Source organism: Phocaeicola intestinalis, assembly GCF_014837065.1.
Taxonomy (GTDB): domain Bacteria; phylum Bacteroidota; class Bacteroidia; order Bacteroidales; family Bacteroidaceae; genus Phocaeicola; species Phocaeicola intestinalis.
Window position 1 is genome coordinate 1 of record NZ_JACSPP010000001.1, and the last position, 23261, is coordinate 23261.

18 protein-coding genes, 1 tRNA gene and 1 pseudogene are annotated in these 23261 nt (G+C 46.2%); 6 read left to right on the top strand and 14 right to left on the bottom strand.

Annotated features, from left to right (window positions below; translation table 11 throughout):
* Together H9625_RS00005 and H9625_RS00010 are read right to left on the bottom strand one after the other, a co-directional pair.
* Positions 1–437: pseudogene (locus H9625_RS00005) on the bottom strand (group II intron reverse transcriptase/maturase); the annotation flags it as partial.
* Between the two features lie 501 nt (positions 438–938).
* Positions 939–1009, bottom strand: a tRNA-Gln gene (locus H9625_RS00010).
* 133 nt (positions 1010–1142) lie between these two features.
* On the opposite strand from H9625_RS00010, the gene H9625_RS00015 reads away from it, so the two are divergent.
* On the top strand, positions 1143–4382 hold the full coding sequence (locus H9625_RS00015; RefSeq protein WP_191762664.1) for a S41 family peptidase: 3240 nt from the start codon (positions 1143–1145) through the stop codon (positions 4380–4382).
* Positions 4383–4532: 150 nt separating this feature from the next.
* Here the strand turns inward: H9625_RS00015 and H9625_RS00020 are convergent, their stop codons facing one another.
* The 8 genes from H9625_RS00020 to aroQ all read right to left on the bottom strand — a co-directional run bounded on the left by H9625_RS00020 (position 4533) and on the right by aroQ (position 11932).
* The gene (locus H9625_RS00020) at positions 4533–5918 is read right to left on the bottom strand and encodes a S41 family peptidase (protein ID WP_191762665.1); all 1386 of its coding nucleotides are present in this window, start codon (positions 5916–5918) and stop codon (positions 4533–4535) included.
* Positions 5911–6189, bottom strand: a complete 279-nt coding sequence (locus H9625_RS00025) for a hypothetical protein (protein WP_087405709.1) — start codon at positions 6187–6189, stop codon at positions 5911–5913. The genes H9625_RS00020 and H9625_RS00025 overlap by 8 nt, the downstream gene beginning before the upstream one ends.
* A gap of 93 nt (positions 6190–6282) precedes the next feature.
* Positions 6283–7116: a hypothetical protein gene (locus H9625_RS00030; RefSeq protein WP_191762666.1), complete on the bottom strand. Its 834-nt coding sequence runs from the start codon at positions 7114–7116 to the stop codon at positions 6283–6285.
* A 385-nt stretch (positions 7117–7501) separates the two neighbouring features.
* Positions 7502–8728: an FtsX-like permease family protein gene (locus tag H9625_RS00035; protein ID WP_087405707.1), complete on the bottom strand. Its 1227-nt coding sequence runs from the start codon at positions 8726–8728 to the stop codon at positions 7502–7504.
* Entirely contained in the window at positions 8725–9060 is a 336-nt protein-coding gene (gene rbfA / locus H9625_RS00040; RefSeq protein ID WP_022038646.1) for a 30S ribosome-binding factor RbfA, read from the bottom strand. Before rbfA ends, H9625_RS00035 begins: the two co-directional genes overlap by 4 nt.
* Positions 9061–9173: 113 nt before the next feature.
* On the bottom strand, positions 9174–9812 hold the full coding sequence (locus H9625_RS00045) for an O-methyltransferase (protein WP_087210905.1): 639 nt from the start codon (positions 9810–9812) through the stop codon (positions 9174–9176).
* Between the two features lie 110 nt (positions 9813–9922).
* The gene (pyk, locus tag H9625_RS00050) at positions 9923–11383 is read right to left on the bottom strand and encodes a pyruvate kinase (protein ID WP_022038644.1); all 1461 of its coding nucleotides are present in this window, start codon (positions 11381–11383) and stop codon (positions 9923–9925) included.
* A gap of 108 nt (positions 11384–11491) precedes the next feature.
* A complete protein-coding gene (aroQ, locus tag H9625_RS00055; protein ID WP_087250416.1) occupies positions 11492–11932 on the bottom strand; it encodes a type II 3-dehydroquinate dehydratase in 441 nt (146 codons plus the stop codon).
* Positions 11933–11998: 66 nt separating this feature from the next.
* Here aroQ and xerD point away from each other — a divergent pair, with 66 nt between their 5' ends.
* The 4 genes from xerD to H9625_RS00075 all read left to right on the top strand — a co-directional run bounded on the left by xerD (position 11999) and on the right by H9625_RS00075 (position 17424).
* Entirely contained in the window at positions 11999–12910 is a 912-nt protein-coding gene (gene xerD / locus H9625_RS00060; RefSeq protein WP_087395352.1) for a site-specific tyrosine recombinase XerD, read from the top strand.
* A gap of 161 nt (positions 12911–13071) precedes the next feature.
* Complete coding sequence (locus tag H9625_RS00065) at positions 13072–14748, top strand: tetratricopeptide repeat protein (protein WP_022038641.1); 1677 nt, start codon at positions 13072–13074, stop codon at positions 14746–14748.
* Positions 14749–14858: 110 nt separating this feature from the next.
* A complete protein-coding gene (locus tag H9625_RS00070) occupies positions 14859–15866 on the top strand; it encodes a thioredoxin-like domain-containing protein (RefSeq protein WP_087395356.1) in 1008 nt (335 codons plus the stop codon).
* Between the two features lie 19 nt (positions 15867–15885).
* The gene (locus H9625_RS00075) at positions 15886–17424 is read left to right on the top strand and encodes a YifB family Mg chelatase-like AAA ATPase (protein ID WP_191762667.1); all 1539 of its coding nucleotides are present in this window, start codon (positions 15886–15888) and stop codon (positions 17422–17424) included.
* Positions 17425–18047: 623 nt separating this feature from the next.
* On the opposite strand, the gene rpsO is transcribed toward H9625_RS00075, so the two are convergent.
* The 4 genes from rpsO to H9625_RS00095 form a co-directional block, all read right to left on the bottom strand.
* Positions 18048–18317, bottom strand: coding sequence for a 30S ribosomal protein S15 (rpsO, locus tag H9625_RS00080; RefSeq protein ID WP_022038638.1), 270 nt, complete (start codon positions 18315–18317; stop codon positions 18048–18050).
* A gap of 204 nt (positions 18318–18521) precedes the next feature.
* Positions 18522–19397: a DNA-methyltransferase gene (locus tag H9625_RS00085; RefSeq protein ID WP_191762668.1), complete on the bottom strand. Its 876-nt coding sequence runs from the start codon at positions 19395–19397 to the stop codon at positions 18522–18524.
* Entirely contained in the window at positions 19397–20170 is a 774-nt protein-coding gene (locus H9625_RS00090; protein WP_191762669.1) for a type II restriction enzyme, read from the bottom strand. Before H9625_RS00090 ends, H9625_RS00085 begins: the two co-directional genes overlap by 1 nt.
* A gap of 26 nt (positions 20171–20196) precedes the next feature.
* Positions 20197–21132 carry a DNA adenine methylase gene (locus H9625_RS00095; protein ID WP_191762670.1) on the bottom strand — a complete coding sequence of 312 codons (936 nt, stop codon included), beginning with the start codon at positions 21130–21132 and terminating at the stop codon, positions 20197–20199.
* A 218-nt stretch (positions 21133–21350) separates the two neighbouring features.
* Between H9625_RS00095 and typA the strand changes: the two genes are divergently transcribed.
* Positions 21351–23156, top strand: a complete 1806-nt coding sequence (gene typA, locus H9625_RS00100) for a translational GTPase TypA (RefSeq protein ID WP_022038992.1) — start codon at positions 21351–21353, stop codon at positions 23154–23156.
* Positions 23157–23261 lie beyond the last annotated feature (105 nt).

Sequence of the window (23261 nt, forward strand, 5' to 3'; positions counted from 1 at the left end):
TAGATAGGGGTCAGAACCTGGTTAATGGCTTGTTGCACCAAACGGTCTACCACGGTGGGGATTCCTAAAAGGCGCATATTGCCATTGTCCTTCGGGATTTCTACCCTTTTGACGGGGTTCGGACGGTAAGAACCGTCCATCAAGGAACGGATGAGCGCATCTTTATTGGCTGATAGCCATGAAAACAATTGTTCACATGACATCTTGTCGATACCGCCACAGCCCTTGTTACCAATCACTGCCTTATAGGCTCGATTAAGATTGGCAGGACTCAGGATTTGCTCGAAAAGGTGTTCCTTGTCGAATGGTACTTCCACGATGTTGTCTTCACACATCCACATGAAAGTCTGCACTCCCCCATACCATTCGGTTTCCGACCTGTCTCTTTGAGGGCAGCCATTAACTTTAGATAATGTTTTCTGCATTCGTTCTCTCATTAGGTATGTTTCAATTACTATCGTTTAATTATTAGGTTCAGTCCTTCACAAACTCATCGACACGTTTGCTACTATGACATCTGCTGACTTCTCACGGCAAGCTTTACTCCGCTGATTTCGTTTTTGTTTTTTTTTTTTTTCTCTATTCTCATGCGTCCGTGAGACCTCCTCGGATAAGGGTATTAACTTTCCATCTTATGTCTGCTTCATTTACACCAACCGTTCCGAATAGCTATAGGGCTTTGATTTGTGATGCAACCTTACCCACAGTCTTATGCCTTATATGAAGTTTCTGTCCGTCAGACCAGATGTTTGCCGCAAGCTTCTTTCAGATTCCAACTCGCGATGGACACCCTTGCTTTGGGCTGTATGATTCCCGCTATTAGGGCTCATTAGGGACTTGCACCCGTTAGCTAATACTCATGCCGAGCGTACTACAAAGGAAAGCCCCGCAAAAACGACGTTTTTACGGGGCTATACCTTAAAATGACCTGATTTGCGTTGGACTACCAGGATTCGAACCTAGACAAACAGAACCAAAACCTGTTGTGCTGCCATTACACCATAGTCCAAACTTTCGTGCTTTCCTTAGAAAGCGGTGCAAAGATAAGTGTTTTTTATAATATCCTCCAAATAATTCCCCACTTTTTTTATCTCTTTTTTCAATATTCCGTATCTTTGCCGCCTATAAATGCATAAGAGTTTATGAAAAAAACAGTATTAGGATTTATGTTAGGGGTAGGATGCGTATCGCTCCAAGCGACGACACCACTTTGGATGCGCGATGCTGCCATCTCACCCGATGGAAGCGAAATCGCTTTCTGTTACAAAGGAGATATTTATAAGGTGAATGCCAAGGGAGGCGAAGCACTACGACTCACCACACAACCTTCGTATGAATCAACCCCCGTATGGTCGCCCGATGGACAACAAATTGCTTTCGCCAGCGATCGCTTTGGAAGCACCGACATCTTCGTGATGCCCGCCAGCGGAGGCGAAGCACGCCGGCTGACCAGCAATTCGGCAAACGAAACACCTTCGGCCTTCACACCCGACGGCAAACACGTACTGTTTTCTGCCTCCCTGCAAGACCCGGCAGAAAGTGCCATGTTTCCCACCAGTGCAATGACCGAATTATATCAAGTGTCCGTAGCGGGCGGACGCACTGAACAAGTATTAGGCACACCGGCGGAAAAAGTGTGCTATGCACCAGCGGGAACCTTCTTCCTCTATCAGGACCGGAAAGGATTCGAAGACGAATGGCGCAAGCATCACACTTCATCCATCACCCGGGACGTATGGATGTATGACACCACCAGCGGTAAACATACCAACCTGACCGCCCGACCGGGAGAAGACCGCGACCCTGTATTGAGTGCCGATGGAAAAACCGTGTACTTCTTGAGCGAACGCAATGGAGGTTCATTCAACGTCTATCGCTTCCCGTTGGACCGCCCTGCTGATGTGCAGCCCGTTACTTCATTCAAGGGAAACCCCGTACGCTTCCTCTCAATGAGCCACAACGGTACACTCTGCTACACCTACGATGGCGAAATCTATACCCAACCCAATGGAGGAAAACCCACTAAGGTCAATATCTCACTTATCCGCGATGAAGAGGAAATGCCCGTCACTTATAATTTTACACGCGGAGCATCGGAAGCTACGGTATCGCCCGACGGCAAACAGGTGGCGTTCGTGGTGCGGGGTGAAGTGTTCGTGACATCCGTCGAATACGGCACCACCAAGCAAATCACCCATACGCCCGAAGCCGAAGAAGGCGTTTCGTTCGGCGCGGACAACCGCACCTTGGTCTATGCCAGCGAGCGCGATGGCATAAGCGGACTTTACACCGCAAAAATCGTACGTAAAGAAGAAAAGAATTTCCCCAATGCCACGCTGATAGAAGAAGAAGCCCTGCTTCCCTCGAAAACCGTGGAACGAAGCTATCCGAAGTTCTCGCCCAACGGGAAAGAAATCGCCTTCATCGAAGGGCGTACCCGCCTCATGGTGCTGAACCTGAAGAGCAAGAAGGTGCGTCAGGTGACCGACGGGTCTACGTGGTACTCGCTTTCGGGAGGCTTTGACTATCAGTGGTCGCCCGACGGGAAATGGTTTGCACTGGAATTCATCGCCCACAAGCACGAGCCTTATTCGGACATCGGACTGGTTTGCGCCGACGGGAAAAGCCCGATTATCAACCTGACCAACAGCGGTTATACGAGCGGCATGCCCCGCTGGACCATGGACGGAAACGCCCTGCTCTTCACCACCGAACGGTATGGTATGCGCAATCATGCCTCGTGGGGCTCGCTGGACGATGTGATGATGGTCTTCCTGAACCAGGACGCATACGACAAGTTCCGCCTGAGCAAAGAGGATTACGAATTGCAAAAGGAACTGGAGAAAGAGCAGGAAAAAGCGGGTGAAACCGCTTCGAAAGACAAGAAAAAGGATAAAAAAGCGGATGCAAAAACAGATAGCGTGAAATTAATCACGGTTGAACCGGACGGCATAGAAGACCGCATCGTGCGCCTCACGCCCAACTCATCGCGCTTGTCCTCAGCCGCTATCTCGAAAGACGGGGAAACCCTGTACTATTTATCTGCGTTCGAAGGCGGATTCGACATGTGGAAAATGGACTTGCGCAAGCATGAAACCAAGCTTCTGCACAAAATGGACGCGCGCTGGGCAAACATGGAAACCGACCGCGAAGGGAATTTCTTCGTGCTGGGAGGCGGAACCATGCAGAAAATGGACGGGAAATCGGAAAAGCTGGAACCGATTACCTACCGTGCCGAAGTGAAGATGAACCCCTACGAAGAACGCGAATACATCTTCGACAACATCTACCGCGAGGAAAAGGCACGCTTCTACAACGTGGACATGCACGGCGTGGACTGGGATGCCTTGACGGAGACCTACCGCAAGTTCCTGCCTCATATCAATAACAATTATGATTTCGCCGAAATGCTGAGCGAATGGCTGGGCGAACTGAACGTATCCCATACCGGCGGACGCTTCTATCCCGAACTGGACACCGAAAGCACTGCCCAACTGGGGTTATTGTACGACTGGGGGTATACGGGCAACGGATTGCGCATCGCCGAAATCATCGAGAAAGGGCCTTTCGACCGCAAGAGCACCCGTGCCAAATCCGGTGTGATTATCGAGAAAATCAACGGACAGGCTCTCGAAGCCGATAAAGACTATACTCCTTTATTAAATGGACAGGCAGGCAAGAAAACCTTGGTATCGCTTTACGACCCTGAAACAAACCAACGCTGGGAAGAAGTGGTGAAACCCATAAGCAACGGAGCAATGAATGGCTTGCTCTATACGCGCTGGGTAAAGCAACGGGCGGAGGACGTAAAACGCTGGTCGAACGGACGTTTGGGCTATGTGCACATCGAATCGATGGATGATTCCAGTTTCCGTTCGGTTTATTCGGACATCTTGGGCAAATACAACCAATGCGAAGGCATCGTGATAGACACCCGCTTCAATGGAGGCGGACGCTTGCACGAGGACATCGAAGTGTTGTTCAGCGGAAAGAAATACTTCACCCAAGTCATCCGCGGGCGCGAGACCTGCGATATGCCCAGCCGACGTTGGAACAAACCTTCCATCATGGTGCAATGTGAAGCGAACTACTCGAACGCACACGGCACCCCGTGGGTATACAAACATCGCGGACTGGGCAAGCTGGTAGGTGCGCCCGTTCCCGGAACCATGACCAGCGTAAACTGGGTAACGACACAAGACCCGACCCTCGTATTCGGCATTCCGGTGGTAGGCTATCGCCTCCCCGACGGAAGCTATCTGGAAAACACCCAGTTAGACCCCGACATCTATGTGCTGAACGCTCCCGAAACGATTGTGAAAGGAGAAGACACACAATTGAGAGCAGCCGTAGATGAATTGCTGAAAGAAATCGGAGAATAAGAAGCATGAATAAAAATAATTGATGAATATCCGCAAACGACCCCTGTAGGGGCATATTGCATACGCCCGAATACGCCAACTTATCCATATGGATGCTTTTAGGCCGTATGCGATACGCCCCTACAGTTTATTGGGCGGAAATGCGGATATTCAATAAAATGAACCCCAACATGCATCTTTCCCGTTCAACCAATCCTTCAATGAAGTTCGTACAAGAGAATCGGGCAATAAACTCGTGTCCTGATTCCGTTCATCGGGCCGTACAAAATACGAATGGCTGATGTAAGCTTGGGTTTGGGTATAAGGAAGTTCTACGCAAAGCACATCACCGAAACAGGTCGGCTTTTGGGAGGTAGGAGTCCCGATAATCGGGAAAAGCGCATTGTCTTTGATGAGCGTCAACAGATAATTGGCACTGCTGAAGGTATTCTGCCCTTGAATAAACGCCACTTCTCCATGAAAACGACTGGAAGGCTTCGGCATATCACCGGTAAAATCATTCATTACTTGATGTTGTTCCGCCAACTCCCCTTTCATTGATTCATACTTGTCACGGATAAAAAGCGTAGGATAACACGTTTGCAAGAAATCAGACACACGGATGTAGGAATGAAACGGACAAATATCCCGAAGGGAGACACCCAGAAATTCAAGCAACACATCGCCCAATACACTATTCCCTCCTCCATTATAACGCATGTCTATCACCAGCCGATTCACGTTATGCACCGCCATTGCACGTGCCATTTCATCCAGGAAATCCGCAAACAACGGAAGACTATCCTCCACGGCTTTATCTGGAGAGACCTGCATCAAACGGCATCCTTGCCAATAAGTAAACCGGTCTATCATCGCATTGAACTGAAAATAACACGTATCGCCGATTATCTGATAATGAAAAGGCTCGTTTCTCCTTGCCGTAACCGGATGCGGAACCTGCTTCACCTGATACAAGCCTGATGCACCTTCATTTAAAGACGAAGGCAAACACACTTCACTTCCATCCGCAAACATAAAGCGGACACCCCTGTCCGTATCTATCCCCAAAGCGTTCAGAAACGCTTTATTGTTCATAAAAAAGCTTCCCGTAATACAAGCCTTTATCTGATTTTCCGAAGGAACATAAACCTTTAATTTTTGTATCAATGAACCAATCGGACACGCATTAATAGCTATAAGTTCCTTCCCTGTACAATCCGGAACCGAATCCGGAAGACTTCGAAAATAAAAACTCCCCTCATAATAACGTAACGTGAAAGGATAAAGCGATGTATCGTCAAGCATCACAAATGTATGCGCATCTTGAAGCAAAGCCAGCCAACGGTTCAGTTCTACCTGAAACGCCGGACGTTCCATCCGCTCGTCCAACTTATCGCATAAAGATTCGGCATACTTCTCGAAACGTGCAAAAGCCGCCTCATCTACCAACGGAAGCGGATGAAACGCCTTGATGAAAGCCAACAGATTCATCACTTCATGCTGATACGGATTGCCGGCTTTCTCCTTATATAATATAGGTATAGGAAAATTATCCATTTTCAATCAAATAAAATGCCATACCCACGATGCCTGCCACAACTCCTATTGCACATCCGCACCAGAAATAGAATGCTAATTTCTTCTTATCCATATTGCTTTTCCGACTCATCTGTTTGATCAGGCCCGCCATACTTCCGCCAAACACGCCCAAACCAATACCGATAACAAGTCCGGCTGAAGAGTCTAACACCATTTTCAATATAAAACCAAGAACTACCCCGACACCTGTTCCGATGCCGATATAGCGGTCTGTAATGCTTTCTTTCATTTTGTTGCTTTTTGTTTACTTTATATTTCTCTTTTTTCGAATCATAACCGCAAAGATAACGATTTATTTCAAATCACCTATTCCTAATCCTGATTATTCATTTAAACAATAGCATCTTATCTCCTGCTTGCGAGTATCCAATACGACTTGTGAGAAACGCTTGAAAAACGAAATGCCTATTGTTCTTCGAGATGCCAATGTTGCCAACGTCACATTTTTAAATAGCTTTTGATTTACTTTCCCTTGCGCCACTTCATAAACCGTTATCACACTTCCTGCATCCATAAAGCCATAACAAGTATCTTTTTTCAAAAAGCAAGCGTCAGACATTTGTTCTATATCCTGCTTTGGCAATAAGAAATCACTCCGGTCATACCCCGTATCTATCAAGACATGAGAGCATTTGACGCCATTCAGTTCCATTCCCTCCACATAATACAAGCCTCGTTCTTTCTTATAGCGCAAGACCATATCCGGAGTTCCGGAAACAAACGGATGAACATTAGAGATTGTACCTTCTTCAAAATCAAGCAACCAATTACAACGGTCTATCATGTCTGTACCTATAACCCCATGGATATGTTGCCATTGAAAACGCCGCGGCAATAAGATGACTGTCCACAAATTCCCTTCGATATTCCCCAAACACGTATAAAACGAAAAATATTTCTTCACTGAAAAATCATTGCCGGCTATATCTTTCGCGTCCGCCTGCATAAAAGGATAAAAAGACTCCGGCACGGTATCAGCATAAAGCAAGGTAATATTCGCTCCCGTATCAAAAAGAAAATTCATCCCACTCCCGGAGAATGTCACATAACCGTCCTTGTCAAACGCAGAGACAAAAGGATTTATCTTCGGCTTCATTCCGATAAGGAACAACCCTACCGTTGCTATGGATACGATTATGAAAAGAAGTTTTTTCATCTGGACGAACTTATTCTATTCATTGATAAAGGCTCTGCATCAGTTCATGTTTTTACCAATGCAAAGGTAATGTTTTCTATTTATCACGTGAGTTCGGAATCAGAAAAATTGAATATCCGATACGCCTTTACATGGCAATTGAGTAAAATGCTGATATTCAATAAACTTTTTGTCTGTCATAACTGTTTTCCTTAAAAAAACATCCCTAAGATAAACAGTTTATGGATAACATGTAAGCGGCACTTTACATTCTGACGACTTTTGCCGAAAATTGAAATAACGAATTAAACTCGTTTTCAATCCGTTGTCTATCTTTTGCACTATGCATTGCCCACACACTCCTTGGGAATGACACAGATGACACACCGAGTCTTACTAAAAGCTGTCACTTCAGCAACCGCTTGCTAAGATAACGCACGGGATACCACACCGATAGGAAACCTACCACGAGGACGGTGACAAAGACCACTGCCACATCTGTCACTTCCACACTGACGGGATAAGCATCGACCACAAAGCTGCCCGAACTGCCTAATTTTATCAGCCCGAATACTTGTTGCACCCAGCAGAGTATCAGTCCCAGCACCACGCCCACCGATGCGCCAATAAACGAAATCATCCGTCCCTCGAAAAGGAAGATACGGACTATCTGCTTGTCGCTCGCACCCAGGTTACGCAAGGTTGCCACGTCATCACGCTTATCAATGATGAGCATTGAGAGCGAACCGATGATGTTAAAGCAAGCTATCACGAGAATGAATGTAAGGAAAAGGTAAGAGATAAGTTTTTCCACACGCATGATGCGGTAGGTATCCGCCTGCTGCTCATAGCGGTCTTCCACACGGAAGTCACCACCTAGCTGCTGCTGAATCTGCCGCTTCACCGCTTCGGTATCGGCACCGGGAGCAAGGCGGAGATTGACAGCACTCACTTCGGTAGTGTATTGGAAGAGACTACGGGCAAAGTCGATGGAAGTCAGGATGTAAGAGGCATCGTATTTTTCCTGATTGACCGAAAAAACCAGTCCGGAAGAAAACAGGCTACCGGTGACAAATGCCGTAGAAGGATTGGCAAGGTTCACTTTCGCACCGCGCCTGGGAGCGTACACCTCTAGAGGGTCAAGGAAACGGATGCTGCTGCCCAATGTGGCGAGCAGCTGAATGCCGGGGATGGCATAGTGAGCCACCTCATCGTGCAAGGTCAGCTCACCGCGTCCGTAAAGGATACTGTCGATAGGCGTGAGAATATCGAAGTTGTCTTCCACACCCTTGATAACCGCCATTGCCTGCCTGCCCTGGTATTGCACCATGGCATTGTCTTCGAGCGAGCGCGACCATACCGCTACCTCGGGCATCTGCCGCAAAGCAAGGATACGCGGGTCTTCCCCATCGAACACCTTACCGCGCACTGCTGTAATGCGCAATTGAGGGTCGAAGGCGGTAAAAAACGATGCCACAAGATCTTGAAAGCCGTTGAATACCGACAGGGTACACACCAACGCCAACGTAGCAAGTGCCACTCCACACACAGAGATGGCGGAAATGACGTTGATGGCATTGTGCGACTTCTTCGAAAACAGGTATCGGCGGGCGATATAGAAGGGGAAATTCATTTCTTCAGCAACTCGTCGATGTGTGCGGCATAATCTAACGAGTCATCCACAAAGAACTTCAGTTCGGGGATGATGCGAAGCTGATAACGCACACGGGTACCCAATTCGTAGCGGATGGACTTCACGTTGTCATTGATATTTTTCACTATCTCTTCAGCACGTTCCGAAGGGAACACACTAAGGTAAGCACGTGCATAACTCATATCGGGGCTAATACGCACCACACTTACCGATACCAACACGCCGTGCATTGTCCGCGTCTGCTGCTGGAACATCTCGCTCAGCTCTTTCTGAATCAGCCGGGCTATCTTGTTTTGTCTGGTTGTTTCCATATATTTCTTTGGTTTATGTTTTCAGGTGGCTAGTTAACAGGTACTAGATGACTAGGTCTTAAATACATTGGTTTATCATTTATACCTGTCAACTAATGCCTAGTACCTGCTACCTATAGTTTTCGAATTATCGTCAACCCGTCCCGCAGGGGAAGGATAACTTTTTCCACACGCCGGTCGGAAGCTACATGGTCATTGAACCGCTTGATGCCGATGGTCTGTGCATCAGCACTCCGGGGTTCTTCCAGCACATGTCCGTCCCACAGCGTATTATCAGCAATGATATACCCTCCCTTGCGGAGCCGGGGCAGTATCATCTCATAGTAATCTATGTAGACCCGCTTGTTGCCGTCAACAAAAGCAAGGTCGAACGTGATGTCCATCGTTGGCACTATCTGCAAGGCATCGCCAATATAGAAGCGGATGCGGTCGGCATAGGGCGAACCTTCCAGCCACGGACGGGTAAAGTCTTCCTGCTCGTCATTGATTTCAAAGGTATGGAGCATCGCCCCTTCTTCCAGTCCCTCTGCCAGACACAATGCCGAATAGCCGCTGTACGTACCTATTTCAAGCACCTGCCGTGGACGTATCATTGTGACAAACATCTTCAGCATCCGCCCCTGCAGGTGTCCCGAAGCCATACGAGGACGCAACAACTTGACATGCGTAGCCCGATAGAGCGCCTTCAGGTAATCGCTCTCCTCATCAATATGTCCGAGGATATATGCATCCAATGCGTCGGTTTCTTTCATATCTCAGTTGACCAGTTGACAAGGTACTAGTTGACTAGGTTTTAAATAGCCAGGTTGGCTTAGTATCTAAAACCTAGTCACCTGGTACCTAGTTAACTAGTCACCTCTAATTATAAATATCTGTTCCGGTTCGGCAACACATAGTTCTCGGTATCTTCCAGCACATCGTCCACCTGGTTGATTTCGAGGAACGAAGTGTGCGTGCCTTTCTTACCGCCGCTCAGGTATGCTACCATTTCTTTCGGAGTCAGCACACCGTCGCTCAGCAACTTACGCAATGCCGTGAAATAATACTCCTGTCCGTTTGCCTTTTCGGGCATATAGATAGCCTCCACTCCATACGACAAGGCAAGATGACGCATTGTCTTTTCCTTGTAGCAGATGGCAAGCACAGGATATTTACCACGGAAAGCAGCCAGATTGCGTGCCGTACGTCCACTGAAACTGTCGGTAATGATGGCACGGATAGGCATCAGCGTGGTGGCACGTACCGCCTGTTTTGCCAGGAAGCTGGTCACATCAGTATTGTCCGGAGTCAAAGGAATAGGTATGTCATTTTCTTCCATCTTGTCTTTTTCCGCCTGTGCGGCAATCTTTGCCATGGTCTTCACTGCCTCTACCGGATATTTGCCGTATGCCGTTTCGCCACTCAGCATCAGGGCATCGGTGCGGTAATAGATGGCATTGGCAATGTCGGTCACCTCGGCACGGGTAGGACGCGGATTGTTTATCATCGTGTGAAGCATCTGGGTAGCCACAATGACCGGTTTGCGTGCCAGGATACATTTTTTGATAAGCTTGCGCTGGATGCCGGGGATGCGCTCCTGCGGCACTTCGATGCCCAAATCTCCACGGGCTACCATCACCCCGTCTGCCACTTCCAGAATCTCATCGATATTGTCCACACCCTCCTGATTTTCGATTTTCGCGATAATCTGGATATCACTCTGATGAGCGTCGAGTATCTCGCGGATATCAAGTACATCCTGCTTGTTGCGCACAAAAGAGTGGGCGATAAAATCGATATCCTTTTCGATGGCATACAAGATATTATTACGGTCTTTTTCCGTGAGCGAAGGCAGATTGATACGCACGCCAGGCACATTCACGCTCTTGCGGTTTCCCAGTGTAGCATCATTGCAAACTTCGCAGAACAAGGTATCTTCGTTCTTGTCTATCACCCGCAGCTCCAGGTCGCCATCATCAATCAGTACATCTGCACCCACTGACAGGTCGTTTACAAATCCCGGATAGCTGACGGCGATGCATTCATGCGTCGTTTCCTGTTCGGGTTTGCCGACGATAGTTACCCGTTCGCCGGTCTTGAAATCGATGTGTCCTTCGGCACTTGCCGTTGTACGCACTTCCGGTCCTTTTGTATCCATCAGGATACCGATTCGGTTGGATACTTGGCGCACATTATTAATTAATGTCTCGAACCCTTCGCGGCTGGCGTGGGCAGTATTCATACGCACCACATTCATCCCCGCGTTAAACAGGTCGCGGATAAAATCGACATCACAACGTAAGTCTGAAATAGACGCAACGATTTTTGTTTGTTTGAGCATCATATAGTTTTAAGTTTTTAGTGTTTATATTTGAGGTGACCAGTTGACCAGGCACTAGGAACTAGGTTCTAAAATGCTTTACCTAACATCCAGTCAACCAGTATCTAAAACCTAGTTCCTAGTACCTGGTCTACTAGTACCTAGAAGCGCTTCCAGAGCCAGCCGGTACGAATCCAGGCCGAAGCCACAAATCACACCTTTACACGCACACGCTATCATCGATTTGTGCCGGAACTCTTCCCGGGTATGCACATTCGAAATATGAACTTCGATGACCGGAGTGGTAACAGAACGGATAGCATCCTGCAAAGCGATAGAAGTATGAGTGTAAGCTCCGGCATTCAGGATGATTCCGTTGGAAGAAAATCCCACTTCATGAATCTTGTTGATTAGCTCGCCCTCCACGTTCGACTGGAAATAATCGAGTTCCACATCGGGATAACGCTCTTTAAGTGTCTGATAATAGTCTTCGAACGAAGTCGAACCATAAATGGAAGGTTCGCGTTTCCCCAACAGATTAATATTGGGACCATTGATTATTTGTATCTTCATCATATTCACGAAGTAAACTTTTTAATAACTTTGCTGCAAAATCCGGCACAAAGATACGAAAAAGAAATGAAAACCAACGAGAAGATTATAACAAAGTACCGACAATACCTGAAATTGGAAAAGTCTCTGTCGGAAAACACCATACAGGCGTACCTCACCGACCTCGACAAACTCCTCGCCTACTTCACTCTGGAGGGCATCGACTGCACAGAAGCCACCTTGCAGGACCTAGAAAACTTCTCAGCTGGCCTCCACGATATCGGCATCCACCCTCGTTCGCAAGCCCGCATCCTTTCAGGAATACGCTCGTTCTACCGCTTTCTTACCCTCGACGACTATATCCGGCAAGACCCGAGCGAACTGCTCGAATCACCACAGATAGGCAAACACCTTCCCGACATACTGACCGTGGGAGAAATAGATGCACTTATCGGAGCCATCGACCAAGGCACCCCCGAGGGCCAACGCAACCGCGCCATTCTGGAAACCTTGTACAGCTGCGGACTTCGCGTATCGGAACTCTGCAACCTCCGGCTATCCGACCTCTACCTTTCCGAAGGCTTTATCAAAGTGGAAGGCAAGGGAAACAAACAACGCCTGGTACCCATCTCTCCCCGTGCCGTCAACGAGCTGAAGAATTACTTCGTAGAACGCGAAGAAACAAAAATCCGCCCCGGTTACGAAGATTTTGTCTTCATCAGCCGGATAGGCAAGAACATTTCGCGCATTATGGTGTTTCATATAATAAAGGAGTTGGCAGACCAAATCGGACTAAAAAAAAGCATCAGCCCCCATACTTTCCGCCACTCGTTCGCCACCCATCTGCTCGAAGGCGGTGCCAACCTGCGTGCCATCCAGTGTATGCTGGGACACGAAAGCATCGGCACCACCGAGATTTATACCCACATCGACCGCAATATGTTGCGGCAAGAAATCATCGAACACCACCCACGGAACAAGAAAAAGCAATCCGAGTGAGCACTTTTGCCCCGTTTTAATCTTTTTTTTAGTATCTGTTTAAAAAAAACGAGCAAAAAGTTAACAGCTAATGGAGTTTTTCTTATCTTTGCCCCAAATATAAAAACGAAGTAAAAAAAACAACTAGATTATATTTTATAACAAACCAAATAGTAAAAATCATGATTAAAAAGTTGTATTTGCCCTTAGTGGCATTGTTAGTTCTTGCTTTCTCTTCATGTAGCAAGATGGGTGAATTAGACCCGAGCTATTTCACAACTGATCCTGAAGTATTGGAAGCTATCGGTGGCAAGGTGCCTGTAACTATCACGGGCAAGTTCCCTGAAAAGTATTTCAAGAAAAATGCGACCGTTGAAGTCACTCCGGTCTTGAGATGGGATGGTGGCGAAGCCAAAGGCCAACCCGCCAAGTTCCAAGGCGAAAAAGTACAAGGCAACGACCAGACCATATCTTACAAGGCTGGTGGTACTTATACGATGAAAGCCTCTTTCGACTACGTTCCGGAAATGGCTAAATCTGAACTGTATCTTGATTTCAAAATCAAGAAAGGAAAGAAAGAATACACCATCCCTTCTGTAAAGATTGCCGACGGTGTAATCGCTACATCTGAACTTCCGACCGTTGAATCAGCCAATGCAGCCTACGCAGCAGACGCTTTCCAACGCATCATCAAGCAGGCTCAGGAAGCTCAAATCATGTTCTTGATCCAACAGGCTAACATCCGCGCAAGCGAACTGAAGTCAGAAGGCATCAAGGATTTCAACAAGAAAGTGGTTGCAGTAAACGGCGACAAGAAAAACTTCAAGTTGAACAACATCGAAATCTCTGCTTACGCATCTCCGGATGGTGGTGTGAAACTGAACACCGGTTTGGCTGAAGACCGTCAGGAAAACACTGAAAAGTACCTGAACAAGCAATTGAAGAAAGGCGAAATCGAAACTCAGGTTGACGCTAAATATACTGCACAAGACTGGGAAGGCTTCCAGGAACTGGTTTCTAAATCAAACATCCAGGACAAAGACCTCATCTTGCGCGTCTTGTCTATGTACCAAGACCCCGAACAACGTGAAACTGAAATCAAGAACATCTCTTCAGTTTACAAGACCTTGGCAGATGAAATCCTTCCGCAATTGCGCCGTGCACGCCTGACCGCCAACTACGATGTTATCGGACGTAGCGATGAAGAAATCAACGCCGCATTCGACGCGAAAGAAGACTCTATCAGCGTAGACGAATTGCTGTATGCAGCTACCCTGACTCAGGACAACGCACGCAAGGAAGCCATCTACAAGAGAGCTATCGAAAAATATCCGAACGATTACCGTGCATACAACAACCTGGGTATGATGTCATACGCAGCAGGCGACCTGAACGCTGCTGAAAACTACTTCAAGCAAGCCGCAAGCAAAGACGCCAACGCTGCCGAAGTCAACACCAACCTCGGTCTGTGCGCATTGTGCAAAGGCAACGTAGCTGATGCAGAAACTTACCTGAGCAAGTCTACTGGTGCTAATACCGCTAACGAAGCTTTGGGTAACCTCTACATCAAACAAGGTCAGTACGACCGTGCCGTACAAGCTTTCGGCGACACCAAGACCAACTCTGCTGCCTTGGCTCAAATCCTGGCTAAGGATTACAACAAAGCTAAGAGCACATTGTCGGCAGTTAAGAATCCGGATGCTTACACTGACTATCTGATGGCTATCGTAGGTGCACGCACCAACAATGCCGACCTGGTTAAGTCAAGCATGGCTAAAGTGGCTCAGAAAGATGCCAACTTGAAAGCAAGCGCACAAAACGACCGCGAATTTGCTAAATATGCCAACGAAATCCAATAATCTTATCTGATAGATTTCAATGAAAGCCGGAGTGCAAAACGCATTCCGGCTTTTTTATTTCAAATAATTTATGTACATTCGCAGGCAAATCAATATATATCCACAGAGCCATGAAGACAATTGCTCCACTCGTCGCACTTATCATGCTTTCCCTTTCTGCCTGCAAGAAGGACAATCGCTTTGTGCTACACGCCGAAATGACAGGCTTGTCCGACAAGCCCATCCTCGTAATATACGATGACCCCGTGTCACGTCTTGATACAATTTTCCCGAAAGAAGGCAAGTTCGAATATGCTTTCCTTCCAGACACCATCACCATTTTCCGGCTTGTTTCCACAGAAGGAGAAGTGATTCCGTTTTTTGCAGACCGTGGGCAAGAAGTCAAGTTGGCAGGCACATTCGGACAACCCGACATACAGGGGAGCGGAGACAACGGAGCATACGGAACTCTATTAAAAGAACTGCAACCGCTAAAAGACTCTACATCCATTGTACAAACAGTAGAAAAGTTTATCCAGACGCATCCCACATCGTTTGCCTCTGCCTACCTCATCAACCGATACTTCATCCAGGTGCCCCAACCCGATATGGAGAAAATCGACCAGCTTATCGCCCCTTTGGCAGGAAACATCAAGGACAGCCGCTTGCTTAGCATCGTACTGAAGGCTTTGCCTTCCCAGTCCGACCTCAAACGGACATCGGAAGGATACGTCAACTATTTCTCATGCAAAGACCGAAAAGGGAAATACATCTCGTGGAGTGGAGAAAAAGACAGCTACACCCTGCTCAACTTTTGGGCTAGTTGGAACCCGGAAAGCATAACCCGACGCGATTCGCTGGCAACCTTGGTTAAAAAGTTCCCTGAAAAACAATTCAAAGTCCTGAACATTTCACTGGATTACGAAAAAGACAAGTGGCTGAATGCATGCAAGGAAGATACCAAACAATGGATAGAAACCTGCGACTTCAAAGGCTGGGACAATGTTGTGGTCAAACAAAACCAAATCCACACCCTTCCCGACAATATCCTGATAGGAAACAACCGTAAGATTTTCGCAACCGGCCTGTACGGCCAGCCGCTCTATGACAAAATAAAAGAACTGACAACAAAAAAATAAACCTTAAATACGACCTTAAATGCTAATCAAACTCTTCGGCGCCGCCGTACAAGGAATAGACGCCACCATCGTCACTATCGAAGTGAACAGCTCACGGGGAATCAAGTTCTTCCTCGTAGGACTGCCCGACTCTGCCGTAAAAGAAAGCCATGAACGCATCGTTGCCGCCCTGCAAGTCAACGGATACAAATTTCCTACCTGCCAGATAGTTATCAACATGGCTCCTGCCGACATCCGCAAGGAAGGCTCATCGTATGACCTGCCGCTGGCACTTGGCATACTGGGAGTGACGGGTGCCGTAGCTACCGACAAGTTCGACCGCTACCTCATCATCGGCGAACTGAGCCTGGACGGAAGCCTGCAGCCCATCAAAGGCGCCCTTCCCATAGCCATCTGCGCCCGCCAGCAAGGTTTCGAAGGCTTCATCCTGCCCAAACAGAATGCACGCGAAGCCGCCGTGGTCAACAACCTGAATGTATATGGCGTGGAAAACATCACCGAAGTCATCGACTTCTTCAATGGCAAGCGCGAACTGGAACCTACCGTCGTCAACACCCGTGAGGAATTCTACCGAAGCCAGTCGAACTTTCCTTTCGACTTTGCCGATGTAAAAGGGCAGGAGAATGTAAAGCGCGCACTGGAAGTAGCAGCAGCAGGCGGCCATAACCTTATTATGGTAGGAGCACCAGGAAGCGGCAAGTCGATGATGGCGAAATGCCTTCCCAGCATCCTGCCTCCGCTCTCGCTTGCCGAAAGTTTAGAAACTACCAAGATTCATTCTGTAGCAGGCAAGTTGGGAAAAGAATCGTCACTTATCGCTGTCCGCCCGTTCCGCAGCCCGCACCACACCATTTCGCAAGTCGCCATGGTAGGCGGAGGCACCAATCCCCAGCCGGGTGAAATCAGCCTGGCACACAACGGCGTATTGTTCCTCGACGAGCTTCCGGAGTTCAACCGAAGTGTACTCGAAGTACTCCGCCAGCCGCTGGAAGACCGGCGCATCACCATCTCACGTGCCAAATACACCTTGGATTATCCTGCCAGCTTCACCCTGATAGCCTCTATGAATCCCTGTCCGTGCGGCTATTACAACCATCCCACACGCCATTGTGTCTGCACACCCGGACAGGTACAGAAATACTTGAACCGCATCTCCGGCCCACTGCTCGACCGCATTGATATTCAGGTAGAAATCGTCCCCGTACCGTTCGAGAAGCTTGCCGAACGGGAGAAAGGCGAATCGAGTGCCGCCATCCGCGAACGTGTGATATGTGCCCGGCAGATACAGGCAAAGCGTTTTGCCGACCTTCCTGGCATTCATTGCAATGCACAGATGACCTCTCGCCTGCTCCACCAATATGCCCAACCCGACACACACGGCATGAATCTCCTGCGCACCGCCATGGAACGCTTCAACCTCTCTGCCCGTGCCTACGACCGCATATTGAAAGTCTCCCGCACCATTGCCGATTTAGACGGAAGCGAAGCTATCCTCCCTCGCCACCTTGCCGAAGCCATCAGCTACCGCAACCTGGACCGGGAAAACTGGGCAGGATGATTTGCTAATAGAATAAGAAGTAAAATAATGCGAATCAGGAGTTAAAAAGGGGTTATAAGGAGTTATCGCCCGCTTGGTGGGCTGGGAGTTAGATACCAAGACCTTTTGTACCGCTTTCAGAAGCAAGGCTATTGGCCTTTAACTTCTGAACGAAGTGATAACTCTTGGGAAATAACTACGTTTGACTCCTGATTCGCATAAATATAATGAAAGAATGTGAGTCTGCCTCAAAATGAAAGTTGATTTCATTTTTGAAACAAACTCATTCTTTGCCGAAAAAACAGAGTCATTTACCTTCTATAATGCCGTTGCATTACTTCCCTCAATAATAAAAAGCCTGTTTACTTCAGGAAAAAAGCGTTCCATTTCATTCTAAAATTCAATATTTGAATGTCCTTTAGATTTGCCAACCCGACCCCATTGAAAATGAAGATATACTTCGTTGGCTGATGAAGTATATCTTCGTTGGCTGTTGCAGTATATATTAAATTGCCGATGAAGTATATCTTCGTTCGCAGAGAGCCTATATTGTGCATAGTGAGACTCCCAAACAAAGAAGAGTGCCGTCTATCCTCCTCGGACAAACGGCACTCTTCTTTGTTTCGTTCGCTCTAAGTAAAGCCTTACTTACGCAGACCAAGCTCTTTCACGATGTTACGATATCTTTCGATGTCGTTACGCTTCAAGTAGTCGAGCAATGCACGACGCTTACCTACCAGCTTGGTCAAAGATCTTTCAGTTGTATAATCTTTTCTGTGGAGCTTCAAGTGCTCTGTCAGGTGAGAAATACGGTATGAAAACAATGCAATCTGAGATTCGGGCGATCCAGTATCAGTGTTAGACTTTCCGTACTTTTCAAAGATTTCTTGCTTTTTAGCTGCGTCTAAATACATAATTTTGACTGTTTTGTTTATATAATATAAATTCTATTTGCGGGTGCAAAGATAGGAATAATCTTTCATCCAACAAACACTTTTGCAAAATATCTTCCAAAGAAGATGCTATACAAAACAATTTAATCCTACAGCTATAAAAATACAAAACATAAACCAACAAAAAGTCTCCTAATAAATGATGCAAAATTTGTACTTCCGCAATTAAAAAGGCAAATCACCATAACACGTATCATCTTCACCGACAGATGTAATGCCGATGCTGTCCAAAAGGGCGATGTCTTTAATCTTTTTGCGGAATTGCATAAGTACAGATATTTGCTCGATTTCTCTTTTTCGATTTTGGCTAAGAATTAAATATTCTTTCTCTTTGTCAATACCCAAGAAACGTCTTCCAAGAAGATTGGCAGCGATGCCAGTGGTACTGCTACCGGTAAAAGGGTCTAGAATCCATGCGCCGCTGTGGGTAGATGCCAGAACAATACGCGACAACACTGCCAACGGTTTCTGAGTCGGATGTTTGCCACATGTCTTTTCCCATCGGGCAATGGCTGGCAAATGCCATACGTCTGTCATTTGCTTGCCGCTGTTAATTTGTTTCATTACATCATAGTTATAACAGTGAGGTACTTTTGCCGACTTACGTGCCCAAATGATAAACTCCGTTGAATGAGTAAAATAACGGCATGAAATATTAGGAGGAGGATTCGTTTTTGCCCAAGTGATTACGTTTAGAATTTTGAAGCCGTGCTCCGTCAGAATATTGGCGATAGAAAAAATATTATGGTATGTGCCACTGACCCATATCGTACCATTGTCTTTCAACTTCTGCCGGCACTCGTTTATCCATGCCCTGTTGAACGCATCCATGTATTCCGGCGTTCCGCCCTTATCCCATTCGCCCTTGTCCACACAGACCACCTTACCGCTTTGCACACTTATACCTCCATTGCTAAGAAAGTAAGGCGGGTCGGCAAATATCATGTCGAACTTGAAACTGAATTGCTTCAACAGTTCGATGCAATCGCCGTGGAGGAGGGTAAAGGCGCGGTCGGGGGAACGGAAATAAGGGACAATCATTATCTAACAATGCGATATCTTTCGGCTTTTACCAACCGAATACTATTATAATCATTAGGATCTACAAACTCATATTGCCACATATAGTAAATATTCTCGCCGTCAATATTCCTTTTTTCAAAAAACATGGGGTAAACTGTTTTTCCTGTATTTTCTTTCCATTGTCTGAATGGATAGTACAGTTGCCTAATAATTGTATTGGTAGTATTAGAATTTTTTGCTTCTATCAATACTATCGAATCTATACCTTCATATCCCGCATCGACTTCTGTTTGTACACTATCAACAGTAAGTGTGATGCCATTGGTGGCGAAAGAAAATTCAGGTGTGTACTTTCTGCCTCGTATGGTTAATACTAGTGATGGATCATTCATGAATGTTCTCACTAAAGAATTTGCATAAGCAAAATCTAAATGCTGCATTTCAGAATCACCGATTTGTGAACTTTTGAGTTCAAAATCCAAATGACTTTGATATTCTTTGATTGGAGTCGTAATATCGGGAATATCCATATATCCTTCCCCTTGAATTATGTAATATTCCCCGTTATGTTTTGGCAAAATAAACAAATCTTTATCTTTAAAGACTTGCGGTCGGTCTTCTCGACTATCTTGTTTACATAATATTCGTACTTCTTTCTCTGCTGTTTTCTTAAAATCTTGGCAGGATTCTTTTATCTGTTTTGCGGAAAGGATAAACGCTTCTTTGCTAAAATCGTGTTCTCCCATTTTTGTATCATCGTATATTTTCTTCCAAGATATATCTAATGCCATATAAATATTATTTAGATGTTTATTTTTTAGAACAATAATGCATTTTGCGACTGCATTGTTTCCGTATAATTTCTGATAAGTAACTCTGTTAATTTACCTCTTTTGTTTGGATTGGCATTGACCATTCGCGTTGCCATCACCCGGCGAATGTTATAAGCATGATATATTTCATCAAAGAAATCATCATTTTCATCTTTACCTTTTACATCCGAATTGCTTAAAATGAAATTAGCTTTATGGGCTGATACTTGATGGCAAAAATCACGTAGTCTTATTTGTTCATTGTCATCGAACTCTTCTTTCGCGTATGAGTTAAAAGAAGATGTTTTACTCAATGGTTTATATGGAGGATCGAAATAAAATAATGCATTTGGCGTAGCATAAGCTATTGTTTCTGCAAAATCTCCGCAGAGGATTTCAACCTTTTGTAAAATCTGAGAATCGGCTAAAATAGTTTCTTCATCACAGATTTTAGGATTGGCATATCTTCCGTGAGGAACATTAAACTTTCCTTTGGAGTTTACCCTATACAAACCATTAAAACACGTCCTGTTTAAGAAAATGAATAATGCAGCTATTTCTATATCAGACAAAGAAAAAGAGTTGTATATATCACGCTTATTCAAATAATAGATTTTCCTTTCATCCTCATTTAAAGGTATATATTCACTTTGAAAGGACTTTAATAGTTCTATAAGTTTGTCAGGTTGTTCTTTTATAACCCGATATGTGGTTATCAGATGAGGATTTATGTCATTGATAATAGCCTTCTTTATGTGGGGAAATTGCTGCAATATCCAAAATAACACGGCACCTCCTCCCACAAAAGGTTCTACATAAACGATGTCCTTCTTTTGTGAAAAGTCCGATGGTAAAGAACGTCTTATATCTTCCAGAAGTTGTGTCTTTCCACCTACCCACTTCACAAAAGGTTTTGCAGATGTATATGTTTTACTATGCATATTCAGTATAATTATAACTTACAGCACAAAGATATAAAATCTATTTGAGGTAAGCTAATATCCATAATTATTCTTGCAGAGCAAATTAACAATACAAACAGAGCAAATTTAATCCTCCAATCATAAAAATACAAAATATAAACTTAACAAATACACTTGAATTGATTCGAATAATTTGCGGAAAAATAGTAACTTTGCACCCAAATAATAGGTATAGTATGCAAGACATTAGAAACATTGCCATCATTGCCCACGTCGACCATGGAAAGACGACGCTGGTAGACAAGATGATGCTGGCGGGACACCTGTTCCGCAACGACCAGACCAATGGCGAACTGGTGCTGGACAACAACGACTTGGAACGTGAAAGAGGGATAACCATCCTTTCGAAGAATGTATCTATCAACTATAAGGGTACGAAAATCAATATCATCGATACGCCGGGACACGCCGATTTCGGTGGTGAAGTGGAACGTGTATTGAATATGGCAGACGGATGTATCCTGCTGGTAGACGCTTTCGAAGGCCCGATGCCGCAGACACGCTTCGTGCTGCAAAAGGCATTGCAAATCGGATTGAAACCCATCGTAGTAGTGAACAAGGTGGACAAACCGAATTGCCGTCCCGAAGAAGTATACGAAATGGTGTTCGACCTGATGTTCAGCCTCAACGCAACAGAAGACCAGCTGGATTTCCCCGTGCTCTATGGCTCGGCAAAAAACAACTGGATGGGTGAAGACTGGAAAACGCCTACCGGTACCATCGAACCGCTACTGGATGCCATCGTAAAATATATCCCAGCCCCCAAGCAACTGGAAGGCACACCACAGATGCTCATCACCTCGCTCGACTATTCTTCATACACAGGGCGTATCGCCGTAGGACGCGTGCATCGCGGAACTATCAGCGAAGGCATGAACATCACGCTGGCAAAACGTGACGGACAGATGCTGAAATCGAAAATCAAGGAAGTGCATACATTCGAAGGACTGGGACGCAAGAAAGTGCAATCGGTCTCATCGGGTGACATCTGTGCTATCATCGGCATAGAAGGATTCGAAATCGGTGATACCATCTGCGACTTCGAAAATCCGGAGCCACTGCCCCCTATTGCCATCGATGAGCCTACGATGAGCATGTTGTTTACCATCAACGACTCTCCTTTCTTCGGGAAAGAAGGCAAATATGTGACTTCTCGCCACATACAAGACCGCCTGATGAAAGAGTTGGACAAGAACCTTGCCCTGCGCGTCCGCAAGACCGAGAATGAAGACGGCAAATGGATTGTATCGGGACGTGGTGTGCTGCACCTTTCAGTACTGATTGAAACCATGCGCCGCGAAGGCTACGAGTTGCAGGTAGGCCAGCCACAGGTTATTTACAAAGAGATAGACGGGGTACGTTGCGAACCGATTGAAGAACTTACCATCAGCGTTCCCGAAGAATTTGCCAGCAAGATGATTGACATGGTGACCCGCCGTAAAGGTGAAATGGTTTCGATGGAAACGCAAGGCGACCGTGTGAACATCGAGTTTGATATGCCATCGCGCGGTATTATCGGATTGCGTACCAACGTATTGACTGCATCGCAAGGAGAAGCCATCATGGCACACCGATTCAAGGAATACCAACCCTACAAGGGAGATATTCCCCGCCGTACCAACGGATCGATGATTGCCATGGAGAGCGGGACTGCCTTCGCGTATGCCATTGACAAGCTGCAAGACCGCGGCCGCTTCTTCATCTATCCGCAGGAAGAAGTATATGCCGGACAAGTAGTAGGCGAACACGTACACGAAAACGACCTAGTGGTAAATGTCACGAAATCGAAAAAGCTGACCAACATGCGTGCATCGGGTTCGGACGACAAGGCACGCATCATCCCTCCGGTCGTATTCTCGCTGGAAGAAGCATTGGAATACATCAAGGAAGACGAATACGTAGAAGTAACACCCAAGAGCATGCGTATGCGTAAAATCATCCTCGACGAGACCGAACGCAAACGTGCGAACAAAAATAATTGATACTCTATATTTTAATCAATGCAAAGGTGCGAAAGCGCTATGATTTTACAAGTCACAGCACTTTCGCGTCTTTGCATTGATTATCATGAATACTACACCTCTATA